Source organism: Terrabacter sp. BE26 (assembly GCF_041941675.1).
GTDB lineage: Bacteria > Actinomycetota > Actinomycetes > Actinomycetales > Dermatophilaceae > Terrabacter.
On the sequence record NZ_CP090122.1, the window covers coordinates 1,900,118 to 1,922,464 of the forward strand.

Consider the following 22,347-nt stretch of genomic DNA (forward strand, 5'->3'; position numbering starts at 1 on the left):
TTTGGTTGTCGCGACGTGCATCCGGTAACGTTTCGCCTCGCGTCCGGTCTTCCGCTTCTGTCGGTGCGACCGGCCGCACGAAGGTGACGATGGGCCTATAGCTCAGACGGTTAGAGCGCTTCCCTGATAAGGAAGAGGTCGGAGGTTCAAGTCCTCCTAGGCCCACCATCACCGCCACCACGGAGAGGACCCACGAATGCTGAAGCGTCTCGCCCTCATCGGTGGCGCCGTCGCCGGCATCGTCATGCTCCGCAAGAAGGCGAAGCAGCAGCAGGCGGAGCAGGACCTGTGGACGCAGGCCACCGACGACGTGCACGCGCCGGTTCCGCCGGTCGCCCCGGCTCCGTCGGCCAACGGGTCGTCAGCGCCCGCCTGAGGCGGCACTCCCTCCACGAGGGGCCATGGCGCAATTGGTAGCGCACCTGCTTTGCAAGCAGGGGGTTAGGGGTTCGAGTCCCCTTGGCTCCACCACCGACGACCCCGCCCGTCCGGGCGGGGTCGTCGTGCGTTCCCGGCGGTGTCGCCGCGGACGCACCGCGGACGACCCGCGGACGCACCGCGGACACGCGAGAGTCCGGCCCGAGGTGGGTCCTCGCGGAACTCCCCTCGCGGGCGCTCGTCGGGGTCTCCGCCCGCTCGTTGGCCGACGTCGAGGACACCGTGACGCTCGCCCAGTTCCGGGTCCTTGTGCTCCTCACCAGCCAGGGACGGACCACCCTCGTCCAGCTCGCCGCCCGCCTCGGAGTCAACGCTTCGACCGCGCAGCGTCAGGTGGATCGACTCGTGCGCGACGAGCTCGTCGACCGTCGCGAGAACCCGGAGGACCGGCGCCAGGTGCTTCTCGTGGCGACCGAGCCGGGAGCGCGCCTGGTGGAGGCGGTCACCGAGCGTCGCCGGGCCGAGATCGCCCGGATCGTGCGAGCCCTGCCCGGCGATCACCGGACGGCGCTCGTCGCCGCCATCGAGGCATTCACGGCGGCGGCCAACGAACCGACCGCGGGCCGCGACCCGGCGCACCCTCTCGGCTGGCGAAACCCGGCTCCAGTCCCTGCCGTCGACACTCCGATAGGGCGAAATTTGGTGGAAAATTCATCGAGCCTCTCGCGCAATCACCCCGAGAAGGTCTAGACTGCTCAAAGCGAAGGGTTGGGCCCGCACGAACCGCGCCCAGCCCTTCTGCATGTGCTGGCTCGCGCTGTCCCCCTGTCGGTGCGAGCCAGCTCATGCAGAGAAGGACCCGGGTGCCACTGGCACCCGGGTCCTTCTCTCTGTACGGACCGTGGCTGTCGCTCAGCTGCCGGCGTCGTCGCCGCGCTCGGCGCGCGTCTTCGCCGAGCCGCGTGACGACTCGGTGCTCGAGGCGCCGTTGATGGTGCCGCCCTCGACGGCGTCGGAGGTGATCGCGTCGGAGCCGGGCGCGGTGCCCACCTCGCTCACCTGGCCGCCGGTGGAGGCGGCATCGGCGACGTGCGTCGCGTCGTCCGCGGCCTCGCCGGAGCGGTCCTTCGCGTCGGCGATGGCCGACTGGCCCTTGGCGGCCAGGTCGCCGGCCTTCTCCTTGGCCTTGCTCGCCGCGTCGGCGACGGCGTCCTTGGCGTGGGACACCTGCTCGGTGGCCTTGTCCTTGAAGCTCGTCGCGTCGGACCCGCTCGAGCGGGTGTCGAGCGGCGTGGCCCACGGGTCCTCGGCCTGCTGCTGCTTGCGGAAGGCGGCCGCGGCGGCCACGCCGGCAGCGGCGAGGCCGATGACCAGGAGCCACCGGCCCCTGCCACCGCGCTTCTTGACGACCGCGTCGCCCTTGAGCACGAGGTAGGCGTCGGAGGCGCGGTGGCCACTGACGGCCGCGGTCTCCTTGGCGTGGGCGGCGGCCTGCTCGAGGACCGGCTGTGCTGCGATGGCGGCTTCACGGGCCTGCTCGGCACCGGCCGCGAGGGCGGCGGCGGCGGTACCGAGGACGGCACTCACCTTGGGAAGCATCGTCTCGGCCATGGTCGACTGCGCGGCCTCGACCCTGGGCCGGGCGCGTTCGGCTGCCTCGTGGAAGGCCTCCGCCGCGGCCTCCCTGGCCGACGCGGCCGAGGAGGCCAGGGCCGGGGCGGCAGCCTCCTTCGCTGCCGAGAGCTGTTCGCGCGCCGTGTCGGCGGCGCTCTGCAGCAGTGGCGTAGCGGACTGGCGCGCCAGCAGGGCGCGCTGCTTGGCGAGGGCGGCCGCCTCGGCCGCTGCCGTGGCGGCTTGGGCTCTGAGCTCGGCCGCTGCGGCCTGGGCCTGCTCGACGGCAGCCTCGGTGCGGGACTGCTTGGTTCGGAACATACGTCCTCCTAGGTCCTTCGGTCCTTACCCATCCTGCCAAGATCGGCCACGCGTCGCGTCGAGTCCCCGGGACGAGGGTGAGACCCAGCCCACAGGCGTGCTTCAGCCGCCGGTCACGACCGGCGCGCGTATGCCGTCGCGCCGGTTCGGTCAGCTCGTGGACCCGTGCGGTGGGCGGGGCGACCGGGTCGTCGACGGGTCGGCGTCCTCGGGTGTCGGCTCGTCGTGGTGGGCCGGGGTGACGGGCGGGTGGTCGAGTCCCAGCACGGTGTCCTCGAGGGCGCTGTCCACGAGCGACTCGTCGACAGGCTCCCCCGCCTGCTCGGCCTGGTCGACGCCGTGGTGGCCGGCAGGCTGGTCGATCAGGGCATCTGTCGGCGCGTCGGCCGGCACCCCGGCGGCCTCCCAGCTGGGGTCCTGTCTCGACACCGGCTCCTGCGCCTCTGCCGCGCTGAGGTCGCTCGCGTGCACGGGGCTGGGCTCCTCGACCGGGGCGGGTGGCTCGAGCGGGCCGGCCGAGACGGGCCCGGGTGCGTCGGGATCGGTGGGGAACGGCTCGTCGCCGGCGCCCGTGGCAGCCCCGGCAGCCGCTGCGGCACCTGTGGCCGTGGCAGTGCCTGCCGCGGGCCCGTAGCCGTCGGCGACCAGGTCCACCCCGTGCTCGAGCTGCTGCGTGACCTTGGCGATCTGGTCGGCGTAGCGGTGGTCGGTCTTCTCGTCGATCTTCGCGCCCGCGGTCTCGACGTAGCCGTCGATCTGCTCACGGTGCTCGGCCGTGAACTCGCCCGCCTTCTCACGCGCCTGCTGTGCGGCGTGGGTCGCAGCCTCCTGCAGCTGCCTCGCCTTCGTCTCGAGGTCGAGCTCCTCGGCCTTCTTCCTCAGCTTGTCCAGAAAAGACATCGGCACTCCGTCCTGAGCCGGCGCCGGCCGGCTGCTCGTGCTGCTTCGGGCTGTACGTGCTGCTGGGGCTGTTCGTGCGGGGCGGCTCCCCAGCTGATGCGAGGGTTGTCCTTGTCCTGGCAACGGCGGACCTGGCGCCAGCGTTCCCCGTTTGACGTACCCGCTCGACCGGCGGGACGGCATACGTGCTCGGCGTGCGAGGATTGGGCTCATGAAGGCAACCCTGCACACCAACCACGGTGACATCGTCCTCGATCTCTTCGAGCACCAGGCCCCGAAGACGGTGGCGAACTTCGTCGGTCTCGCCAAGGGCGAGAAGGAGTACAAGGACGACGCCGGCCGCACCAACCCCACGCCGTTCTACGACGGCCTGATCTTCCACCGCATCATCCCGAACTTCATGATCCAGGGCGGCTGCCCGATCGGTCAGGGCTTCGGTGGCCCCGGCTACGCGTTCGACGACGAGATCAGCCCCGACAAGGACTTCACCAAGCCCTACATCCTCGCCATGGCCAACGCCGGCAAGCGCATGGGCAAGGGCACCAACGGCTCGCAGTTCTTCATCACCACTGCCCCGACCACGTGGCTCCAGGGCAAGCACACGATCTTCGGTGAGGTCGCCGACCAGGCCTCGCGCGACGTCGTCGACAAGATCGGTGCCGTCCAGACGGGTGCCAACGACAAGCCCGTCGAGGACATCGTCATCAACTCGGTCACGATCGAGGACTGACGCTCCACCGCTTCAACGCACCACCGCCCACGGACGCGACCGGCAGGGGGACTCCTGTTGTCTGACAACCCGATCAGTGGCCAGCCCCCGCGCGAGCCGCGAGTGCCGCAGCCCGCTGCCGGTCCGTCCGTGTGCCCCCGCCACCCCGACCGCGAGGCCTATGTGCGCTGCCAGCGCTGCGGCCGGCCCGCGTGCCCCGAGTGCCAGCGGCCCGCCGCCGTCGGCATCCAGTGCGTCGACTGCGTACGCGAGGCCGCCCGTTCCACGCCCAGCGCGAAGACGGTCTTCGGTGGCCGCGCGACCGACGGCACCCCGGTGGTCACGTACTCGATCATCGCGATCTGTGCCGTCGTGTACCTGATCCAGAAGGTCGACCCGACGATCACGGCCCGCTTCTCCTTCGTGCCGGCCCTCGGATGGACGGAGCCGTGGAGATTCCTCACCGCGGCGTTCCTGCACTCGCCGGACACGATCTTCCACATCCTGCTCAACATGTTCGCCCTGTGGTCGCTCGGCCAGTACCTCGAGCCCATGCTCGGTAGGGCCCGGTTCGCCGCGCTCTACATCATCAGCGGCATCGGCGGCCAGGTCGCCGTGGCCCTGCTCGCCGGCTCGCCCACGCTGACCGGGCTCAACACCGGCCAGGACATGGCCTGGATCACCCCGGTCGTCGGCGCCTCGGGCGCCATCTTCGGGCTCTTCGGGGCCCTGCTCGTGCTCAACCGCCACCTCGGACGCTCCTCCGCGGCCATGTACGCGACGATCGCGATCAACGCGGCCTTCGGGTTCATCTACCCCGGCATTGCCTGGCAGGCCCACCTCGGCGGTCTCGTCACCGGTGCGGGGTGTGCGGCAATCATCGTGGCCTTCCGCCACCAGGGCGTCCGTCAGCGGGTGTGGCTGGCCCTCGGCGGCGTGCTCGGCCTCCTCGTGGCCGTCGTCCTGGTGAAGTACCTCGCCCTGCCCGACGTGATCCGGATGATCAGCTCCAAGGACTTCGGCCAGCAGTGACGGCGGGCGGTGACGACCGGCTAGGTTCCGGCTGTGCACCTGCTCTGCATCATCGGGCCGCCGGCCGTCGGGAAGATGACCGTCGGGCGGGCGGTCTGCGACCTCACCGGCTTCCGGCTCTTCCACAACCACATGTCGATCGAGCCGCTGCTCGGTGTCTTCGAGTTCGACTCGAGGTCCTTCCGACGGATCAACACCCTGATCCGGCGCGAGGTGATCGTCGAGGCTGTCAGGGCCGACTTGCCCGGGCTCGTGTTCAGCTTCGCGATCGACTTCGACCGCGCGGGCGAGCGGGCGTTGCTGCAGGAGCTCGTCGCCCCGGTCGAGACAGCCGGCGCGCCCATCGACGTCGTCGAGCTGTGTGCGCCCCAGGCCGTCCGCCTCTCACGCGAGGGCGGCGACGACCGGATGGACCACAAGCGCAGCAAGCGCGATGTCGACTGGGCCCGAGCCCACGTGGTCGAGCTGGAGACCCGGGCTCGGCTCACCAGTGACCCGGCGCGCGACGGCGACCTGCTCCCGGGTCACCGCCATCTTCGCCTCGACAACGCCCACGACGACCCTCGCGCGACCGCTGCGCGCATCGTGACCGAGCTCGACCTCCCGCGCATCTGACCGCGGAAGTGCCCGCCGGCGCGGCTGCGCAGGGTGGGTGGTTGCATCGCCGTGCCCCGCCCGGAAGCGGAGCGCACGTCACGTCGCGCCGTCGACTGTGGATGAACGCGCAGTTATCCACCGGCTGTGGACAAACCTGTGGATGTAGTTACACACGTGTCATTCATCCCCAGCTGGGGACAACGCTGTGGACAACTGGGGATGGGACCGTGCGCACTTGTGCACCGGGGTTGTCCACAGTTGTGGACGGCAAAGAAGAACGCCGGCCGTCCACAACGTGTGGACGACCGGCGTCGGGGGCCTTGTGGGCCGAGGGGCACTGCGGGGGCGCAGCTCAGCGCCAGCGCATCGTCATGATGAACCCGCCCATGAGGAGCACGAAGCCGATGCCGAGGTTCCAGACCCCGATCGAGCCGATCGGGTACTTGTACTCGCTCACGTAGTAGACGACGATCCACAGCAGCCCGAGCACGAGCAGCGTGACGAAGACGGGTGCCCACCAGGTGGGGTTGGGCTCTGCGGCCTTGCTGGTGCGCGGGGGCGTGTAGGCGCTCGCCTTGTGGTCGCGGCCTTTGGACTCGGGCACTGCGGTTCTCCTTGCTCTGAGTTGAGGCAAGGGTAACCAATGCGGACCGTCCCGTCCCTGTCGTGAGCGCGGGCCCCGGGGTGCGTCGTCGCGCGGAGTCGGCGTCCGTGGGCGTCACGTCTCCGGGCGGGTCGCTCGCCCGAGGTCGTCGCCGGCCCGGGGTCAGCGGCATCCGTTCGGCGATGCCCCTCGAGCAACTTCTCGAGGGGCATCCCGACGGGTGGTCCGTGCTGCCGGCGACGGGCCCCGGATGCGCCCCCTGTCGGCGCCCGCCCATCATCGGCTACCCCGCACGTTGACCGCCCCGACCATGTCATCCCGCACCCGCCGGTGTCGCCTTCCGAGGTGCACCGTTGCATGAACCTGCAACTAACCCACTCGTTGGCCACCGGTGGTCCACTGCTTGCCCGCCTGTGGCCACCCGGTTGCGACAACCGCGGGCGGCGTCGTTACCGGCGGCGGTTGACGTGTGCCGAAGACCGGGCATGCTGTCACCCGACGGGCACACACAGGGGGGCGATGTGACGACAGGGCTGCGCGACGAGGAGCATCCCGCGGAGGGGGTCGACTCCCGCCGGGCCGGGATGGGCCTCGCGGCCGCTGCGGTGGAGCTGACCAGACTGGTCAACGACCTGGCCCTCGCATGGCTGGCGGGCGAGCGCACCCCCGGGTTCCGCCTGCTCGGCTCCGGCATCGAGGAGATCGAGCGCAACCTCGACGTGGCGGTGGAGCCCGCGACGCGTCGCTCGGTCTGGTCGCTGCAGCCGGTCATCACCTTCGACCCGCGCACCCGCATACGGTCCGCCGACGCGAGGTCCCGCGACAGAGGTCTGGACATGCGCATGGTGACCACGGAGCGCACCCTCCTGCACCACCCCCTGATCTCCTCCGAGCACCCCATGGCGCACGTCGGGCCCGCGCAGTTCCAGCCATCCTCGTCGATGAGGCAACTGCGGTCGTCGCCGGACCCCACGACGAGCGCGGCTTCCAGACGGCCTGGCTCGCCACACGCTCGGACATCGTGACGCGGGTGGCCGCGCTCTGGCACGAGACCTGGGCAAGGTCCCGTCCCCGTGCTTCCCCCAGGGTCGGCCCCGCCCTTCACCCCTCGGCAGTGTCTCGTCGCCCGCCGCCTCATGGTCGGGACCAAGGACGCCGCCATCGCGCGGGAGCTCGGCGTATCCCTCCGGACCGTCGCGGCCGACATCGCCCACCTCGTGCACGAGCTCGGCGTGAGCAACCGCGCGGCCGCGGTGCTCGCCCTGCGAGGTGGCATCTCCGCCGGCGCCCCGCCGGGGGCGGCCTTCTCGTGAGCGGCTCACCTCTCGACCGGCCGCTCGCCCCGACGAGGCACAATGGGGGCGGCGCGGACCGTCCGCGCGAGCGAGGACACCCGTGATGAACGACGTCGAGCCGCCCGAGCCGCCCGGGCCGCCTGCGTCATCCCGGCCACGGCGTCGCGTCACGTGGCGCCTGCTCGTGCCCGTCGTCACGGCCGCCGCCGGCGCCATGTTCGCGATGAGCTTCAGCGCGGCCCAGGGCCGTGACCTGCGTGCCGACCGTGACCTCCCGCAGCTCATCATGGATGCCGACTCCCGCGTCGCCGACAAGGCCAGCCGGCTCGACGCGCTGCAAAAGGAGGTCGAGGAGCTCTCGAAGGCCAACGCGCCTGCCGACCAGCACCTCTCCAGCCTGACGAGGGCCGCCGATGAGCTCGCTCCCACCGCGGCGACCACCAAGGTGCGCGGGCCGGCGCTCGAGGTCACCCTCGACGACGCGAAGCGCTCCGCCGACTCCCTCCCCGACGGCTTCACCGCCGATGACATCGTCGTGCACCAGCAGGACGTCCAGGCGGTCGTCAACGCCCTGTGGGCCTCGGGAGCCGAGGCCATGATGATCCAGGACCAGCGCGTCATCTCCACGAGCGCGGTGCGCTGCGTCGGCAACACCCTCATCCTGCAGGGGCGGGTCTACTCCCCGCCGTACCGCATCACCGCGATGGGTGACGTCGACCGCCTGCAGCACGGCCTCGACGCCGACCCCTCCGTCGCCATCTACAAGCAGTACGTCGACGCCGTCGGCCTCGGCTACGGCGTCCACTCCCAGAGCTCCCTCGAGTTCCCTGCATACTCGGGATCGGTCGACTTCCAGCACGCCTCGCCGATCCGGTGAGCACACCTACCACCTAGGGCTCCATGACCTTTCGTATCCTCGTGCGCACCGTCGGCGAGCTGCTCTTCACTGCCGGGGTGCTCGTCGGCCTCTTCGTCGTGTGGCTGCTCGGGTGGCAGGCCCATGTCCAGAGCGCGGAGCAGGCGGAGGCCGTCAGCGGCCTCGAGCGCACCTTCGACCCGCCCACCCGTGCCGCAGCACGCGCGTCGCAGGCCGACCCCGTCCTGCCGGAACCGAAGCCGGGCGAGGCCTTCGCGGTGCTGCGGATCCCACGGCTCGGGGCGGACTGGGCCAAACCGGTGCGTGAGGGTGTGGGCGCCGACGTGCTCGCCGAGGGCATGGGGCGCTATCCCGGCACGGCGATGCCCGGCGCGATCGGCAACGTCGGCATCGCCGGCCACCGGTCCGGTCACGGCAACCCCCTGCTCGACATCGACCTCATCAGGCCCGGCGACGTGCTCGTCATCGAGACGAAGAGCGCGTACAACGTCTACCGCGCCGTGCGGTACGAGATCGTGGCGCCCGACCGCAGCGACGTGGTCGCGCCGGTGCCGCAGCGCCCCGGCGTGAAGCCGACGGAGCGCTGGTTCACGCTGACGACCTGCAGCCCCCGCTGGGGCAACGCCGCGCGCTACATCGTGTTCTCACGGCTCGAGACCTCCATCCCGCGGGCCCAGGGCCTGCCGGCCTCCTACCTCGCAGCACCCAAGGAGTCATGACCGATGTATGCCGCACTCTGGCGCCGGCTCCCGGGTGGCCTCCTCGCCAAGTCCGTGTCCGCGCTCGCGCTGTTCGCCGCTACGGTGGTGGTGCTCTTCGCGTGGGTCTTCCCCGCCGTCAGCCCGCACCTGCCCTTCGAGGACGTCACGGTGCAGGCCCCGGCCGGCGGCGCGCCCGGCGACGCAGGCACCAGCCCCACCAGCAGTCCCGTCAGCACGCAGAAGTAGGCCCGCATGACCCGCATCCTCGTCGTCGACAACTACGACAGCTTCGTCTACACGATCGTCGGCTACCTCGAGCAGCTCGGCGCGGACTGCACCGTCGTGCGCAACGACGCCGTCCTCGCGACGGAAGCGGCGGCGTACGACGGGGTGCTGGTGTCCCCCGGCCCGGGCACGCCCGAGGGGGCGGGCGTCTCGCTCGACATCATCGGCGAGTGCGCGCGCACGGCCACACCGATGTTCGGAGTGTGCCTCGGGCACCAGGCGCTGGGCGTCTTCGCCGGCGCCACCGTGGGCCGGGCGCCCGAGCTGCTGCACGGCAAGACCTCCCTCGTGCACCACGACGGCACGGGGATCCTCGAAGGGGTGCCCAGTCCCTTCACCGCCACCCGCTACCACTCGCTGACCATCGACCCGGCCACCTTGCCCGCCGAGCTCGTCGCCACCGGGCACACCGACTCGGGCGTCGTGATGGCGGTGCGCCACCGCGACCTGCCGTTGCACGGCGTGCAGTTCCACCCCGAGAGCGTGCTCACCGAGGGCGGCCACCGGATGCTGGCCAACTTCCTCGCGATGTGCGGCGACACGACGGCGGTCGAGCGGTCCGCCGGCCTCAGCCCGCTCGTGACAGCGGCCGTCTGAGCCCAACGGCGCCCAGGCCCTCATGCGACTTGATCGATCGAGGCTGCCTTGTCGGCCTACAGGAACCCTTGGTCGTTGAGCCGCCACCCATTGGGGGTGTCGACGAAGCACAGACTCCATGGACGCGTCCCGGCGGTGAGGGAGCCGTCGCTGCTCTCGGTGCTTGTCATCTCGAACGAGACGCACTGTTCGTCGCGGCCGGCCTGTTCCTTGGAAAGCAGAACGGGTTGTTCGATATTGCGGTACGCCGTCATCGTCGGTGAGGTGCACCATGCGAGCGTTCGTCCAACGGTGAGTGCCTCTGTGAACGCGCAGTACTGGCGCACGGCGGCGTCGAGGTAGGCCTTTGCAACGTCAGCCACCGGGGCGCTGGCTGGGGGCAACGGTCGATCTGGCGGGGGAGACGGCCTGAAGTGCATCCAGCCAGCGACCGCGATCACGGCCAGCACTACGGCGATGGCAGCACGACGCACCGTCCTCACGCACACATGGTGGCACGCGCCGCCCCGCGAAACGGGATGCGCACAACGACGACGCCCGTGGGCGCTTGTTCGCTCAGTCGAGCCGGATCTCGAGGAAGGGGAACCCCGCTCGATCTTCGGCCCTCAGGTCTGACGGGCCCGCGATCTCGGTCCGGAAGGTGACGGTGCCGTTGTGTGCTCGCGGGGCGAGGGGCCTCGAACTCGCTCACTCTTGTCGCCCCAGATGGTCCGTCTCGAGGACGGCATGGTCCAAGAAGTCCGCGGCATGCGCGGACGTCATCCAACGAGCGGCACGTGCGTGCCATCCGAGTCCGGCAGTCCTCAGCCGAGTGCCGAGGGCTTCTCCGTGCATCCCGCCCGATCAGCTCACCGAGGAGCGGTCGGCCCCTCATCCTCATCGGCATCCTTGGACGGCGGCGTCGGGTGGCTTCGCTCCCAGGCCTCCCGAGCACCGGCAAACGGCTTCGAGAGCAGCTGTGGGCGGCTGGCCAGTGGGAAGAGGTCCTGTCGGGCCCTTCGGTAGGCCCTGCGCCGGGCAGCGACATCCGAATCGTCAGAGGTCCCCGCGCGGGTCGTCGCTCTCGCCTGCTGTGCCTGCCCGCCCCCGGGCTGGCGATGCGTGATGAGCATGTAGAGAGTCCAGGGGGTGGTGAGGACGAGGCAGCCCACGGCCAGAGCGGCCCAAGCCGAGCCGAAGACCCTGTTCGCGACCCAGGCCGCGGCGGCGACGACCACCACGAACGCAACACGCACGCTCCACGCGATGACCCAGCGGCGACGGGCCGAGCTGCGCTGTCCTTGACCCTGCATGGCCTCTCCTATGACGATCGGCTGTTCCGTCGGCGGATGCAGAGCAGCACGGTCGGACGTCTTGACTCAGCGTCAGCCAGGGCGACCGCCGAATTCCTTGGGACTCGCACAATTGGTTCTCTTCAGTATCGCTTTCGGGTTCGGCGTCGGGCAGTTGCCTCCCGTGAAGTCTCTGCTCGCAAAAAGACGACCGCGCGGAACACCTGAGGGCACCGACTGACTTCTGCTTCAGCGGGCACGGACTCAACTCGGCACGACCCGTCCGCGACATTTCCGGACGTCCCGGGGCGAGCGGCGTCAGAACGTCGCCTGGACCGCTAGCCTGACGCGCATGGGCTATCGCGCGAGGCAGCTTCTTGCCGGGCTGAGCGGCATTTCGTTGCTCGTCTTCGTGGGGTCGATCATCGCAGCGATGAACTGGCACAGCATCTGGCGCTCCACCACCCTGGGCGATGCTCAGCAGAGCCCGGCGACGAGCCGGGGCGCCCTCGAGGCGCAAGCCACGTTCCAGCAGTGGGTCATCGTCGCGCTCGTCGCTCTGGTTCTTCCGCTCGCCTCCTGCGTCTTCTCGGACGCCCGTGCCGGCCAAGGTCAGCAGCTGGGTCGCAGCCAACCTCGCTGACGCGGCCTTGTCCGGGTGCAGGCCCGAACCGTCCCCACCGAGGCAGGCCGGCCGCACCTGTACCTGTTCTACCGCTGGAAGCAGGAACGCCCGGCGCGGGGCCGATGCGCCGCGGTGAAGCCGGCGTAGTCCACGCTCCCGAACAACAAGGCGCTCCTCCCAGCGAAGCTGGGAGGAGCGCCTCAGTGGTACCGATGTGCCCCCGGTACCCCCAAACCAACACGGAGCCGAACAGGCCGCTCGGGAGGGGCCCTTCGTCGCGTGCCGCGCGCTCGGGCCGTATGCCGTGCCGCTGCGTCAGGGTGTCGGCAGCAACGGGGTCGTCGTGTCCGTCGTGGGCGGTGTCGTCGCCGGAGTGGTCGGTGTCTGGGTCGGTGTCACCGTCACGGGCGGTGGCACCGGCGTGCGGGCGACCTTGACGGTGATCGGCGTTCCCATCTTGACGACATCGCCGGCATGGTCGACCGACAGCACCTCGTCCGGAGTCTTCTGCGAGTCGACGGCCACCTTGCGGGGCGAGAGCCCGGCGTTCTGGAGGGCCACCGCAGCCAGGGCCCAGTCCTGGCCGACGAGGTTGTCGGGCACCTTGACGTTTCCGGTGGCGTAGAAGATGCGGATCTTCGAGCCCTTGGCGACGACCGCCTGCGCGGCCGGGTCGGTCTTGGTGACCTTGCCCTTCTCCTGGTCGGGGGTGTTGACCTCCTGGAACCCGGACACGTCGAAGCCCTGCTTGGTCAGCTCCTGCCGCGCGGTGTCCTTGTCGAAGCCGGTGACGTCGGGCACGGTGAGGGTGTCGGGCCCGGAGGAGACGACGTACTTGACCGTGCTGTTCTCCGGCACCTTCGCCCCCGACCCGGGGTCCTGGCTGATGACGTCGCCCTCGGCGACGGTCGTGCTCGCGGCCGGGGACTTCTCGCCCCGGAGCCCGTTCGTGGCGAGGGTGCAGGCGGCGACGTCCTGCTTCATCCCCTCGATCGCGGGGACGGTCACCATCGTGACGGCGGGCGTCTGGTTGCCGAACCACGTCACGGCGCCCCAGCCGACGAGGGCGAGCAGCGCGATGACGAGCGCCGTGATGAGGGCCGCCTTGCCCTTGCCGCCCTTCTTCTCCTGCTCCTCGTCCTCGGCGTAGCCGACGGCGGGCAGCCCTGCCGTGTTGCCGTAGCGCGGGGACCCGACGGGGCGCTGGAGGGCCGTGGGACTGCCCGCGACGGCATACGCCTGCGGGAGCGTCTGGGTGGCTGCGGCCCCCACGGCAGCGGCGGTGCCTAGCGCGGCGGCACTGATCCGCCGACCGAGCCGGACGTTCTCGAGGTCGTCGCGGAACGCGGTCGCGTCCTGGTAGCGGGCCTCGCGGTCCTTGGCCAGCGCGTGCAGCGTCACGGCGTCGAGGTCACCGCCCACGGCGGTGTTCCACACGCTCGGCGGCTGCGGCAGCTCGCCCACGTGCTGGTAGGCGATCGCGACGGCGGAGCCACCGGTGAACGGCGGACGCCCCGCCAGCAGCTCGAAGAGGAGGCAGCCGGTCGAGTAGAGGTCGGAGCGCTCGTCGACGGTCTGGCCCTGTGCCTGCTCGGGCGAGAGGTACTGTGCCGTGCCGACGACCGACTGGGACTGGGTCATCGTCGCGGCGGTGTCGGCGATGGCCCGGGCGATGCCGAAGTCCATGACCTTGACGTGGCCGTTGCTCGTGATCATCACGTTGGCCGGCTTGATGTCGCGGTGGACGATGCCCATCCGGTGGCTGTAGGCGAGGGCGTCGAGGATGCCCTCGGTGACCCGGATCGCCTCGGCCGGCTCGAGCTGTTGGTGCTCCGTCAGCTTCTGGCGCAGCGTCTGCCCGTCGACGTACTCCATGACGATGTAGGGCAGTGTCGTACGCGTGCCGCCCGGGCCCTCGACGGTGCTGTCGTCCTCGCCGGAGTCGAAGATGGCGACGATCGCCGGGTGGTTGAGGCCGGCCGCGGACTGCGCCTCCCGGCGGAAGCGCATGAGGAAGTTGGCATCCCGGGCCAGGTCGGAGCGCAGCATCTTGATCGCGACCTGACGTCCCAGCCGGGTGTCGTGGCCGAGGTGGACGTCGGCCATGCCGCCACGGCCGATCAGCTGGCCCACCTCGTAGCGTCCGCCGAGGACACGGGGTGTGGTGGTCACGTGTTCCGCCTTCGGTTCTGGTGCTGGGTCATCTCGGTCCGCTCTGAGTGCGCGGGTGGCGTCGGGTGGGAACTGCCGACGCCGTTCGTCGGTGTCGCGGTCGTCGGTGGTCACTTGTTCAGCACCGCCTCCATGACGGCACGGGCGATGGGAGCGGCCACGCGGCCGCCGCCCACCTCACTGCCCGTGACGCCGCCGTCCTCGACGACGACCGCGACGGCGACCTTCGGGTCGGTGGCGGGCGCGAACGAGATGAACCAGGCGTGCGGGGGCTTGCCCGGGTCGTGCTGGGCGGTGCCGGTCTTGCCCGCGACCTGGACGCCGGGGATCCGGGCCCGCGCGCCGCTGCCGTTGTCGACCACCGAGACCATCATCTTGGTGAGCGTGCTGGCCGTCTGCTCGGAGACCGCCTGGGAGAGCTCGACGGGGTCGGGCGCCGACTTGATGATGTCGAGGTTGGCGCTGCGGACTGACTGGATGAGGTACGGGGTCATGACGCTGCCCCTGTTGGCGACGCCCGCGGCGACCATCGCCATCTGCAGCGGCGTCGCGCGCACGTCGTACTGGCCGATGGCCGCCTGCGCCGACTGCGGGGCGTTGAGGTCGGCCGGGACGGAGCTGGTCGCGACCCGCATCGGCACCTGCAGGGAGTCACCGAAGCCGAACTTGGCGGCCTGGGCGCGCAGCTTCTCGCCGCCGAGCTCGAGGCCGAGGGAGCCGAAGGTCGTGTTGCACGAGATCTCGAGGGCGTGGATCAGCGTCGTCTTGCCGTTCGGCCCGCAGGGCAGGTGGTTCTCGTTGGGCAGGTTGGTGGGTGTCAGCGGCAGGTCGAGCTCTGCCGGTCCGGGGACCACGGAGTTCTCGTTGCTCACCAGGCCGTTCTCGAGGGCTGCTGCCGCCGTGACGACCTTGAAGGTCGAGCCAGGCGGGTAGATGCCACTGAGGGCCCGGTTGAGGTAGGCCTTGTTCTTGTCGGTGGAGAGGGTCTGCCAGGCCTTGGCCGCCTTGCCGAGGTTGTGGCTGGCGAGGGGGTTGGGGTCGTATGCCGGGTGGCTGACCATCGCGAGGATGGCGCCGGTCTTCGGGTCGAGCGCCACGACGGCACCCCTGCTCCTGCCGAGGGCCTGGTCGGCTGCCTTCTGTGCCTTGGGGTCGATCGTCAGCTCGATGGTCGCGCCCGAGGTCTTGCGGCCGGTGATGAGGTCGGTGACCCGGCGCACGAAGAGCTGGTCGGCGTCGCCGGAGAGCAGGTCGTCGGCGGCGTGCTCGAGGCCGTAGGGCGCCCCGACGGCGTAGGAGTAGAAGCCGGTCACATGCGAGTACAGCTCGCCCTGCGGATAGGTGCGCAGCCAGCGGTACTGGTCCTGGACCGGCACGGAGCGGGCGACGGCCTGGCCGCCGACGATGATCGCGCCGCGCTCGCGCGAGTAGCTGTCGAGCAGCGTGCGCTTGTTGCTCGCCATGGCACCGAGCGACCTCGCCTGGGCGAACTGCACGACGGTCGAGGCGACGAGCAGCGTCGTGAAGAGAAGGGCGATGAGGATCGAGAGCCGGCGGATCGGGGTGTTCACGGCAGCCTCACCACCTGGGTCGCCTCGGCGGGCGCCGGCTCGGCTGCTGCGACGCCGACCGGGATCTCGGGCATCGGGCGGCGGGCCTGGTCGGAGATGCGCAGGAGCAGCGCCATGATCACCCAGTTCGCGAGCAGGGAGGATCCGCCGAGCGACAGGAAAGGTGTGGTGAGGCCGGTCAGGGGGATGACCCGGGTGACGCCACCGATGACGATGAACAGCTGGAACGCGACGGAGAAGGACAGGCCGAGGGCGAGCAGCTTGCCGAAGCCGTCGCGCACGCCGAGCGCGGTGCGGACGCCGCGCTCGCAGAAGATGAGGTAGAGCACGAGGATGGCGACCGCGCCGAAGAGCCCGAGCTCCTCGCCGAGGCTGGGGAAGATGAAGTCGCTCTCGGCGAACGGCGTCAGGTAGGGCCGGCCGGCACCGAGCCCGGTCCCCGTGAGGCCGCCGGACGCCATGCCCCAGAGCCCGTTGGCCAGCTGGTTGGAGCGGTCGAGGCTCTGCTGCGAGAAGGGGTCGAGCCAGAGGTCGACGCGCTGGTGGAAGTGCGCGAAGGCGGTGAGCGCGAAGGCCACCGCCGCCGCGAACAGCAGCAGGCCGATGACGATCCACGACACGCGCTCGGTGGCGACGTAGAGCACCGCGACGAAGAGGCCGAAGTAGAGCAGCGAGGTGCCGAGGTCGTTCTGGAAGACGAGCACGACCACGCACAGCGCCCAGGCGACGACGATCGGCCCGAGGTCACGCCCCCGGGGGAAGGTGAAGCCGAGGATCTTCTTGCCGGCGAGCGAGAGCACGTCGCGGGTCTGGACGAGGTAGCCGGCGAAGAAGATGGCCAGGGCGATCTTGGCGAACTCGCCCGGCTGGAAGTTGAGCGGCCCGACGGTGATCCAGATCTGGGACCCGTTGATGGAGCGGCCGATGCCCGGCACGAGTGGGAGCAGCAGGAGCACGAGCGCGGCTGCCATGCTCACGAAGGTGTAGCGGCGCAGCAGCCGGTGGTCGCGCAGGAGGAAGAGGACGCCGACGGCGAGGATGACGGCCAGCGTCGTCCAGATCAGCTGGCGGTAGGCGTCGCCGTCGGTGCCGAGCTTGCCCCGGGCCAGGTCGAGCCGGTGGATCATCACCAGGCCCAGCCCGTTGAGGACGGTCGTGATCGGCAGCAGGACGGGGTCGGCGTACGCGGCCTTCCAGCGCAGCACGAGGTGCACGAACAGGACGAGGACGGTGAAGCCGCCGGCGACGGGGACGATGTTGGCCGGCACGGTGCCGTTGCGGTTCAGGTCGGTGGTCACCCACGCGAGCAGCACGATGCCGAGAGCCAGCAGCAGGAGCAGCAGCTCCGCGTTGCGCCGGGTGCGCGGCGTCAGCGGTTCGACGGTCGTCGTCATCGGATCACCCCGGCAGTGGTGGCAGCCAGCGCCCGTGGGGGTGGGCTCGTCGCAGCGGCGCCGGGCTTCGGCGGGGCGGCCGGCTTGGTGCCCGGTGTCACGCCAGGCGTCGCGCCGGGCACCGGCGTGGTGCTGCCCGTCGGGGTCGGGATCGTCGGCGGGGTCGTTGGGGTCGGCGCGGGCGTCGTGCCGCACGGTATGCCGGTGGCGGCCAGCCGCTGGCAGCGCACGGCCTCGGCGCGCAGCGCCTCGATCTTGGACTGGGCGTCGGTGAGGTCACGGGCCGGGATGGTGTTGGCCACCGCACCCTGTACGTCGCTCGGCAGGTCGGTGACGCGGACGTCCGAGGGCGACTGGACGTGCGAGAGGCGGATCGGGCCGAGGTCCTGGGAGACGCCCTGGAAGATGGCGACCCGGCCGGCGTCCGCGGCCACGAAGTACTGCTTCTGGGACCAGGCCCACGCGGCATACCCTCCGCCACCGAGGATCGCGGCGATGACCACGGCGGCGACGAGGCGCAGGAGGATCTTCGAGCGGCGCGACCGGGTGCGGTCCTCGGCGAGCTCGAGGGAGTCGTCGTCGGGCTCGGCCCGGCCGGTGGCCGCGCGGGAGAGCGCAGCCGCCTTCTCGGCAGGGCTGGTCGGGATGGCGCGGGTGCGTCCGCGCATCCGCTTGCCGGCGGCCCCGACCACCTGGGGGACGGTCGAGGGCAGGTCGTCGCCGTCGGCGTCGACCACGTCGGCCACGATGACGGTGACGTTGTCGCGCGTGCTGGCCTTGAGGGCGATCTCGATGCAGCGGTCGGCGGCCTCGGCGGGGGTGCGCGCCTCACGCAGGACCTCCTCGATGACGTCGGCGCCGACGAAGTCGGACAGGCCGTCGGAGCACAGCAGGAAGCGGTCGCCGATCTTGGCCTCGCGCAGGGAGGTGTCGGGCTCGTCGTCGGGCTGGCCGGTCATGACGCGGGTGACCACCGAGCGCTGCGGGTGGTGGCCGGCGTCCTCCTTGGAGATGCGTCCCTCGTCGACGAGCTGCTGGACGAAGGAGTGGTCCTTGGTGATCTGCGAGAAGGTGTCGCCGCGGAGCATGAACGCGCGGGAGTCGCCGATGTGGGCCATCGCCAGCTTGTTGCCGGTGCGGAGCATGACGATGGTCGTGCTGCCCATGCCGGCGAGGTCGGAGTTCTCGTGCATCGCCTTGGTGAGGCGTGCGTTGGCCGAGTGCAGTGCCTCCTCGAGCAGCGGGATCGCCTGGTCCGCGGTGACGTCCTCCTCGTCGAGCGGGGCCAGCTCGCCGACGATCATCGAGCTCGCGACGTCCCCCGCGGCGTGCCCGCCCATGCCGTCGGCGAGGACGAGCAGGTTGGGGCCGGCGTACCCGGAGTCCTCGTTGCGGGACTTGGGTCCCAGCCCGAGGTCGGAGCGCGCGGCATAGCGCAGGGCGATGGCCATCGGATCAGCCTCGCAGTTCGAGGACGGTCTTGCCGATCCGCAGGGCCGTGCCCACCTCGACGGGCCGCGACCCGGTGAGGCGCTCACGACCGATGAACGTGCCGTTGGTGGAGCCGAGGTCCTCGACGACCCAGCCGTCGCGTCCGGAGGAGTCGGGCTGGATGCGGCAGTGGCGGCCGGACGCGTAGTCGTCGTCGAGGACGAGGGCGCACTCGGGGTTGCGGCCGATGAGGATGCCGCCGCCGCGCAGCGGCAGCGACGTGCCGGTGAGGGGTCCTTCGGTCACGACGACGCGGGTGGGGATGCCCTTGCCCCGCCCCCGCCCTCGGCGCGGCGTGCCGCCCTCGGGAGTGACCGGGCCGGCACCAGCGGCACCGGCACCGGCGACCGCGGCCACCGGCGTACGGCGCGGCCTTGCGGCCTCGCGCTGCTCGGCGGCCTTGAGGGCCTTGCGGCGGCTGCGCCGGCTCACCTTGGTGCCGTAGATGTCGGTGCGGAGCACGCCGACGACGCTGAAGATGAAGAGCCACAACAGCGCAAGCAGACCCAGCCGCAGCAGGGTGAGGGTCAGTTCACTCATGCTCACCACGGCTCGTGCTGGGACGGGTGGGCAGGGCGGGCGTGGGGGTGTCCGCGGTGGTCATCGGCTCACCGGCGCCCGGCTCGGAAGGTCGCGGTCGTGCGGCCGATCGTGAGACGGTCGCCGTCCTGCAGCCGCTGGCTGGAGATGCGGTCGCCGTTGACGAAGGTGCCGTTGGTCGAGTTGAGGTCGCGGATCGAGGTCACCAGGTGCGGGCCGTCGGTGGTGACCCGGATCTCGCTGTGGCGGCGGGAGACGCCGGGGTCGTCGACGACGATGTCGGCGCTCTCGTCGCGGCCCAGCGTGGTCAGGCTGCCGAGCAGCGGGTAGCGGTCGCCGGCGATGTCGAGCCACGGGCGCGCCGAGGGGTTGGACCGGGGGGTCGGGCGCTGCACCGCAGGCTGGTCGACGGCGGTGCCGGTGCCGGTGTGTGGGCGGGCCGGGGCGGGAGCGGCCTCCGCCTCGCGTCCGGCGTGCTTGACCGTGGCGGGCCGCACCCGGAAGACGCCGGTCTCGAGGCCCTCGCCCTCGATGAGCTGCACCTCGAGCGGGCCGCCGGGCTGGTAGCCCTGCGAGTCGGCGTGCTCCTGGGCCGCCGCGACGAGGTCGTCGGACAGGTCGTCCTCGTAGTCGCCGAGCCGGTCGTAGTCGGTCTGGCTGAGCTCGATCGTGTAGACGTTGGGCACCATGGCACGTCCGTGGCCGAGCAGGGCCGCCCGGTCGTCCATGGCCCGGCGGATCGCCGACGCGATCTCGACCGGCTGCACCTCCGACTTGAAGGCCTTGGCGAAGGCACCGTGGACAGCCTTGGCGAGACCGTGTTCGACACGGTTGATGATTCCCACGCCGTCTCCTCCTCGTTGGTACCTCCTGCTGGGCGCTTCATCGTAACCGGGTCAGCCGGTACCTCCCCCAACCGACAGACGGCGCCGGGCCGGCCGGTGTCCGGGTTTGCCCTCCGGCCGAAGCATGAAACCATCGCACGGGGGTCCGTGACGGGTCCCCGCACGTGGTCAGGCCAGCAAGGAGCGCTCGATGAGCAAGGACGAGAACGGCAGCACCGAGAGCCAGGGCATCCCCGGCTTCTCCGCCAACAACTCCATCCCGGGTGGTTTCACCCTGCCCATCCCGATCGCAACCGCCGGCGCGTCGCAGCCCGAGGAGGCCTCGGCCGACCCGTGGAGCGCCACGTGGGAGGACACCTCCTGGCAGTCGGGTGACGCCGGCGAGGCCGACTCCTCCACCGACACCCACGCCCCCACCGCGACCGCCGGGTCCACCAGCTCCTGGACCGACTGGCAGCCCGCCGAGGACACCTACTCGGGGTGGACGCCCGCCGGCGCCGACCCCGAGGTGCACGCGTCGACCACCTCCGACGGGGCCGGCAGCGCGCCCGCGACCGACCACACGGAGGCACAGCAGGCGTATGCCGCCCGGCCGGCCGTCGACCCCGACGTGGCCGCCGCGGCGGCCGAGGGCGGCTACGACCCGCAGCCCACGGCATACGACAGCAGGTCCGCCCTGCGGACGGGCAGCACCCCGGGTGGCTCAGGTGGCCCAGGCGGCTCGGACGGGCCCAGCGCCGAGGATCTCATCAGCGCCCGCTCGAAGGGCGCCCGCCAGAAGCTCAAGTCGAGCTCCGGGCTGCGGAATGCCCTCGGCCTCGGCCCGAGCTCGCGGGAGATGCTCGAGCGCGACCGCATCGACCGGATCGCCCGGCCGCTCAACGGCCGCAAGACCGTCATGGTCATCAACACCAAGGGCGGCGGCGGCAAGACGCTCGTCACGCTGATGCTCGCGAGCTACCTCGGGCGCTACCGGTCGGGCTCCGTGCTGGCCTGGGACAACAACGAGACCGAGGGCACCCTCGGCATGCGCGCCCCCTCGCAGAGCCACCACCGCACGGTGGTCGACCTGCTCGGCGCCCTGCCGACCATCGCGAACGACCCCAACGCCGGCACCTCCGAGCTCGAGCACTGGGTGCGCGAGCAGCGCGGCCTCTCCTTCGACGTGCTGGCCTCGGCCGACGACGACGAGGCGATGCGCATCATCGGCGAGCAGGAGTTCGAGGACCTCCACACCCAGCTCTCCCGCTTCTACCGGATGATCGTCGTCGACACCGGCAACAACCGCCTGTCGCCCAACTGGCTCGCGGCCGCCGCCCGCGCCGACATGCTGGTCTTCGCGACCTCGCTCAAGGACGACACGTCGGTCGTCGCCGCCAAGAACCTGGACGCGCTCGTCGCGATGGGCCGCGGTGACCTCGTGCGCAACGCCGTCTGCGTCATCTCGCACACGTCGGCCAGGGGCAACGACGTCGGCGCCGGCGTGCACACGCGTGAGCACTTCGAGCAGTGGGTGCGCTCGGTCGTCGACATCCCGTACGACCCGATGCTCTCCCCGGGCCTGCACCTGGACCCGCTGAAGATCGACCGCAGGACGCACGAGGCGTGCATGGAGATGGCCGCCACCGTCGTCGACGGCCTCTGACGGGCTCCCCCGGCGCGTCGCCGGGGGCTGACCCGCCGAGCCGGGTATGCCGGTGGCGTGGCTCTCCTCGCGCTGACCGGCGCCTCCGGGCGCATCGCAACCACACTGCGCCCGCGGCTGCGTGCCGCGGGGCACCGGCTCGTGCTGTGCGAGGCGCCGGGCGTGGCGGTTGCGGACGTCGACCCCGGCCTCGAGCGGACGGTGGCGTGCGACGTGCGGGACGTCGAGGCCCAGGCCGAGGCGTTCGCCGGCGCCGACCTCGTCGTGCACCTGGCTGCCCACGCCGACGAGCGCCCCTGGCCCGACATCCTGTCGGTGAACATCGACGGCACCCGGGCGGTCTGCGAGGCGGCACGCCTGGCCGGCGTCGGCCGGCTCCTGCTGGCCAGCTCGGTGCACGCAGCCGGCTACGTGCCCGTCGACTCGCCGCTCGCCTCCGAGGGCATGCCACTCCCCGCGCCCGACACGTACTACGGGGTCAGCAAGGCGGCGCTCGAGGCGCTCGGCGGGATGTATGCCGGCCGGTTCGGGATGACGGTCGTCAGCGCCCGGATCATGAACTTCGACGGCTCGCCGGCCGGGCCCCGGTCCCTGCAGGCCTGGCTCTCGGCCGACGACATGGCGCGGCTCGTGCTGGCGGTGCTGACCACCGAGGCCACCGGTCACCACGTCGTGTGGGGCGTCTCGCGCAACACCCGTCGCCGCGTGGACCTGCGGCCGGGGCTGGCGATCGGCTTCGACCCCCAGGACGACGCGGAGGCGTACGCCTCGGGGGTGCAGGAGCAGGACCCGAGCCTTCCGCCGAAGCTGCTGGGCGGCGGCTTCGCGGATGCCGGCTACCGCCTCGGCGAGCCGCACGGCGGGACTCGGGGCTGAGAGGTCGGTC

24 protein-coding genes and 2 tRNA genes are annotated in these 22,347 nt (G+C 71.2%); 16 read left to right on the top strand and 10 right to left on the bottom strand.

The annotated features are described in order from the left end of the window. The first annotated feature begins 91 nt into the window (after positions 1-91). From LQK93_RS08790 to LQK93_RS08805, 4 genes are all read left to right on the top strand, one after another. Positions 92-168: transfer RNA gene (locus tag LQK93_RS08790), tRNA-Ile, on the top strand. A 28-nt stretch (positions 169-196) separates the two neighbouring features. After that, complete coding sequence (locus LQK93_RS08795) at positions 197-376, top strand: DLW-39 family protein (protein ID WP_374971158.1); 180 nt, start codon at positions 197-199, stop codon at positions 374-376. A gap of 19 nt (positions 377-395) precedes the next feature. Beyond that, positions 396-471: transfer RNA gene (locus LQK93_RS08800), tRNA-Ala, on the top strand. Positions 472-639: 168 nt separating this feature from the next. Further along, positions 640-1,128 (top strand): MarR family winged helix-turn-helix transcriptional regulator, encoded by a 489-nt coding sequence (locus tag LQK93_RS08805; protein ID WP_374971159.1) that lies wholly within the window; start codon positions 640-642, stop codon positions 1,126-1,128. Positions 1,129-1,290: 162 nt separating this feature from the next. On the opposite strand, the gene LQK93_RS08810 is transcribed toward LQK93_RS08805, so the two are convergent. Both LQK93_RS08810 and LQK93_RS08815 read right to left on the bottom strand, forming a co-directional pair. Continuing rightward, entirely contained in the window at positions 1,291-2,310 is a 1,020-nt protein-coding gene (locus LQK93_RS08810) for a hypothetical protein (RefSeq protein WP_374971160.1), read from the bottom strand. Positions 2,311-2,460: 150 nt separating this feature from the next. After that, positions 2,461-3,210, bottom strand: coding sequence for an Rv0909 family putative TA system antitoxin (locus tag LQK93_RS08815; protein ID WP_374971161.1), 750 nt, complete (start codon positions 3,208-3,210; stop codon positions 2,461-2,463). Between the two features lie 211 nt (positions 3,211-3,421). Here LQK93_RS08815 and LQK93_RS08820 point away from each other — a divergent pair, with 211 nt between their 5' ends. Genes LQK93_RS08820 through LQK93_RS08830 form a run of 3 tightly spaced genes read left to right on the top strand, consistent with a single transcriptional unit; the run spans position 3,422 to position 5,566 of the window. Continuing rightward, positions 3,422-3,940 carry a peptidylprolyl isomerase gene (locus LQK93_RS08820; protein WP_374971162.1) on the top strand — a complete coding sequence of 173 codons (519 nt, stop codon included), beginning with the start codon at positions 3,422-3,424 and terminating at the stop codon, positions 3,938-3,940. 57 nt (positions 3,941-3,997) lie between these two features. After that, positions 3,998-4,951, top strand: coding sequence for a rhomboid family intramembrane serine protease (locus tag LQK93_RS08825; RefSeq protein WP_374971163.1), 954 nt, complete (start codon positions 3,998-4,000; stop codon positions 4,949-4,951). 33 nt (positions 4,952-4,984) lie between these two features. Beyond that, positions 4,985-5,566 carry a hypothetical protein gene (locus tag LQK93_RS08830; protein ID WP_374971164.1) on the top strand — a complete coding sequence of 194 codons (582 nt, stop codon included), beginning with the start codon at positions 4,985-4,987 and terminating at the stop codon, positions 5,564-5,566. Between the two features lie 334 nt (positions 5,567-5,900). On the opposite strand, the gene LQK93_RS08835 is transcribed toward LQK93_RS08830, so the two are convergent. Continuing rightward, positions 5,901-6,152, bottom strand: a complete 252-nt coding sequence (locus LQK93_RS08835) for a cell division protein CrgA (protein ID WP_374971165.1) — start codon at positions 6,150-6,152, stop codon at positions 5,901-5,903. A 521-nt stretch (positions 6,153-6,673) separates the two neighbouring features. On the opposite strand from LQK93_RS08835, the gene LQK93_RS08840 reads away from it, so the two are divergent. From LQK93_RS08840 to LQK93_RS08865, 6 genes are all read left to right on the top strand, one after another. Next, positions 6,674-7,177: a hypothetical protein gene (locus tag LQK93_RS08840; RefSeq protein WP_374971166.1), complete on the top strand. Its 504-nt coding sequence runs from the start codon at positions 6,674-6,676 to the stop codon at positions 7,175-7,177. 48 nt (positions 7,178-7,225) lie between these two features. Continuing rightward, positions 7,226-7,465 (top strand): helix-turn-helix transcriptional regulator, encoded by a 240-nt coding sequence (locus tag LQK93_RS08845; protein WP_374971167.1) that lies wholly within the window; start codon positions 7,226-7,228, stop codon positions 7,463-7,465. 85 nt (positions 7,466-7,550) lie between these two features. Continuing rightward, the gene (locus LQK93_RS08850; protein WP_374971168.1) at positions 7,551-8,324 is read left to right on the top strand and encodes a DUF881 domain-containing protein; all 774 of its coding nucleotides are present in this window, start codon (positions 7,551-7,553) and stop codon (positions 8,322-8,324) included. A 23-nt stretch (positions 8,325-8,347) separates the two neighbouring features. Then, positions 8,348-9,043 carry a class E sortase gene (locus LQK93_RS08855; RefSeq protein WP_374971169.1) on the top strand — a complete coding sequence of 232 codons (696 nt, stop codon included), beginning with the start codon at positions 8,348-8,350 and terminating at the stop codon, positions 9,041-9,043. Between the two features lie 3 nt (positions 9,044-9,046). Then, positions 9,047-9,271: a hypothetical protein gene (locus LQK93_RS08860; protein WP_374971170.1), complete on the top strand. Its 225-nt coding sequence runs from the start codon at positions 9,047-9,049 to the stop codon at positions 9,269-9,271. Between the two features lie 6 nt (positions 9,272-9,277). Continuing rightward, positions 9,278-9,907, top strand: a complete 630-nt coding sequence (locus tag LQK93_RS08865) for an aminodeoxychorismate/anthranilate synthase component II (protein WP_374971171.1) — start codon at positions 9,278-9,280, stop codon at positions 9,905-9,907. A 56-nt stretch (positions 9,908-9,963) separates the two neighbouring features. On the opposite strand, the gene LQK93_RS08870 is transcribed toward LQK93_RS08865, so the two are convergent. Further along, on the bottom strand, positions 9,964-10,389 hold the full coding sequence (locus LQK93_RS08870; protein WP_374971172.1) for a hypothetical protein: 426 nt from the start codon (positions 10,387-10,389) through the stop codon (positions 9,964-9,966). Positions 10,390-11,530: 1,141 nt separating this feature from the next. Between LQK93_RS08870 and LQK93_RS08875 the strand changes: the two genes are divergently transcribed. Next, on the top strand, positions 11,531-11,821 hold the full coding sequence (locus LQK93_RS08875) for a hypothetical protein (RefSeq protein WP_374971173.1): 291 nt from the start codon (positions 11,531-11,533) through the stop codon (positions 11,819-11,821). 297 nt (positions 11,822-12,118) lie between these two features. Here LQK93_RS08875 and pknB read toward each other — a convergent pair whose 3' ends face one another. From pknB to LQK93_RS08905, 6 genes are all read right to left on the bottom strand, one after another. After that, a complete protein-coding gene (pknB, locus tag LQK93_RS08880) occupies positions 12,119-13,975 on the bottom strand; it encodes a Stk1 family PASTA domain-containing Ser/Thr kinase (protein ID WP_374971174.1) in 1,857 nt (618 codons plus the stop codon). A gap of 110 nt (positions 13,976-14,085) precedes the next feature. Then, a complete protein-coding gene (locus tag LQK93_RS08885; RefSeq protein WP_374971175.1) occupies positions 14,086-15,546 on the bottom strand; it encodes a peptidoglycan D,D-transpeptidase FtsI family protein in 1,461 nt (486 codons plus the stop codon). Continuing rightward, the gene (locus LQK93_RS08890) at positions 15,543-16,940 is read right to left on the bottom strand and encodes an FtsW/RodA/SpoVE family cell cycle protein (protein ID WP_374971176.1); all 1,398 of its coding nucleotides are present in this window, start codon (positions 16,938-16,940) and stop codon (positions 15,543-15,545) included. Before LQK93_RS08890 ends, LQK93_RS08885 begins: the two co-directional genes overlap by 4 nt. Continuing rightward, a complete protein-coding gene (locus LQK93_RS08895) occupies positions 16,937-18,391 on the bottom strand; it encodes a protein phosphatase 2C domain-containing protein (RefSeq protein WP_374971177.1) in 1,455 nt (484 codons plus the stop codon). Before LQK93_RS08895 ends, LQK93_RS08890 begins: the two co-directional genes overlap by 4 nt. Before the next feature lie 4 nt (positions 18,392-18,395). After that, positions 18,396-18,971: an FHA domain-containing protein gene (locus LQK93_RS08900; protein WP_374971178.1), complete on the bottom strand. Its 576-nt coding sequence runs from the start codon at positions 18,969-18,971 to the stop codon at positions 18,396-18,398. A 68-nt stretch (positions 18,972-19,039) separates the two neighbouring features. Next, positions 19,040-19,816, bottom strand: a complete 777-nt coding sequence (locus LQK93_RS08905; RefSeq protein WP_374971179.1) for an FhaA domain-containing protein — start codon at positions 19,814-19,816, stop codon at positions 19,040-19,042. A 190-nt stretch (positions 19,817-20,006) separates the two neighbouring features. Here LQK93_RS08905 and LQK93_RS08910 point away from each other — a divergent pair, with 190 nt between their 5' ends. Together LQK93_RS08910 and LQK93_RS08915 are read left to right on the top strand one after the other, a co-directional pair. Further along, positions 20,007-21,461: a MinD/ParA family protein gene (locus tag LQK93_RS08910; RefSeq protein WP_374971180.1), complete on the top strand. Its 1,455-nt coding sequence runs from the start codon at positions 20,007-20,009 to the stop codon at positions 21,459-21,461. Between the two features lie 57 nt (positions 21,462-21,518). Then, a complete protein-coding gene (locus tag LQK93_RS08915) occupies positions 21,519-22,337 on the top strand; it encodes an NAD-dependent epimerase/dehydratase family protein (RefSeq protein WP_374971181.1) in 819 nt (272 codons plus the stop codon). Positions 22,338-22,347: the final 10 nt, after the last annotated feature.

What these genes read in the sequence shown, in the direction of transcription:
- LQK93_RS08795 (WP_374971158.1), top strand. Translation starts at nt 197, where the DNA reads ATGCTGAAGCGTCTCGCCCTCATCGGTGGCGCCGTCGCCGGCATCGTC.
- LQK93_RS08810 (WP_374971160.1), bottom strand. Translation starts at nt 2,310, where the DNA reads ATGTTCCGAACCAAGCAGTCCCGCACCGAGGCTGCCGTCGAGCAGGCC.
- LQK93_RS08815 (WP_374971161.1), bottom strand. Translation starts at nt 3,210, where the DNA reads ATGTCTTTTCTGGACAAGCTGAGGAAGAAGGCCGAGGAGCTCGACCTC.
- LQK93_RS08820 (WP_374971162.1), top strand. Translation starts at nt 3,422, where the DNA reads ATGAAGGCAACCCTGCACACCAACCACGGTGACATCGTCCTCGATCTC.
- LQK93_RS08850 (WP_374971168.1), top strand. Translation starts at nt 7,551, where the DNA reads ATGAACGACGTCGAGCCGCCCGAGCCGCCCGGGCCGCCTGCGTCATCC.
- LQK93_RS08855 (WP_374971169.1), top strand. Translation starts at nt 8,348, where the DNA reads ATGACCTTTCGTATCCTCGTGCGCACCGTCGGCGAGCTGCTCTTCACT.
- LQK93_RS08860 (WP_374971170.1), top strand. Translation starts at nt 9,047, where the DNA reads ATGTATGCCGCACTCTGGCGCCGGCTCCCGGGTGGCCTCCTCGCCAAG.
- LQK93_RS08865 (WP_374971171.1), top strand. Translation starts at nt 9,278, where the DNA reads ATGACCCGCATCCTCGTCGTCGACAACTACGACAGCTTCGTCTACACG.
- LQK93_RS08875 (WP_374971173.1), top strand. Translation starts at nt 11,531, where the DNA reads ATGGGCTATCGCGCGAGGCAGCTTCTTGCCGGGCTGAGCGGCATTTCG.
- LQK93_RS08890 (WP_374971176.1), bottom strand. Translation starts at nt 16,940, where the DNA reads ATGACGACGACCGTCGAACCGCTGACGCCGCGCACCCGGCGCAACGCG.
- LQK93_RS08895 (WP_374971177.1), bottom strand. Translation starts at nt 18,391, where the DNA reads ATGGCCATCGCCCTGCGCTATGCCGCGCGCTCCGACCTCGGGCTGGGA.
- LQK93_RS08900 (WP_374971178.1), bottom strand. Translation starts at nt 18,971, where the DNA reads ATGAGTGAACTGACCCTCACCCTGCTGCGGCTGGGTCTGCTTGCGCTG.
- LQK93_RS08910 (WP_374971180.1), top strand. Translation starts at nt 20,007, where the DNA reads ATGAGCAAGGACGAGAACGGCAGCACCGAGAGCCAGGGCATCCCCGGC.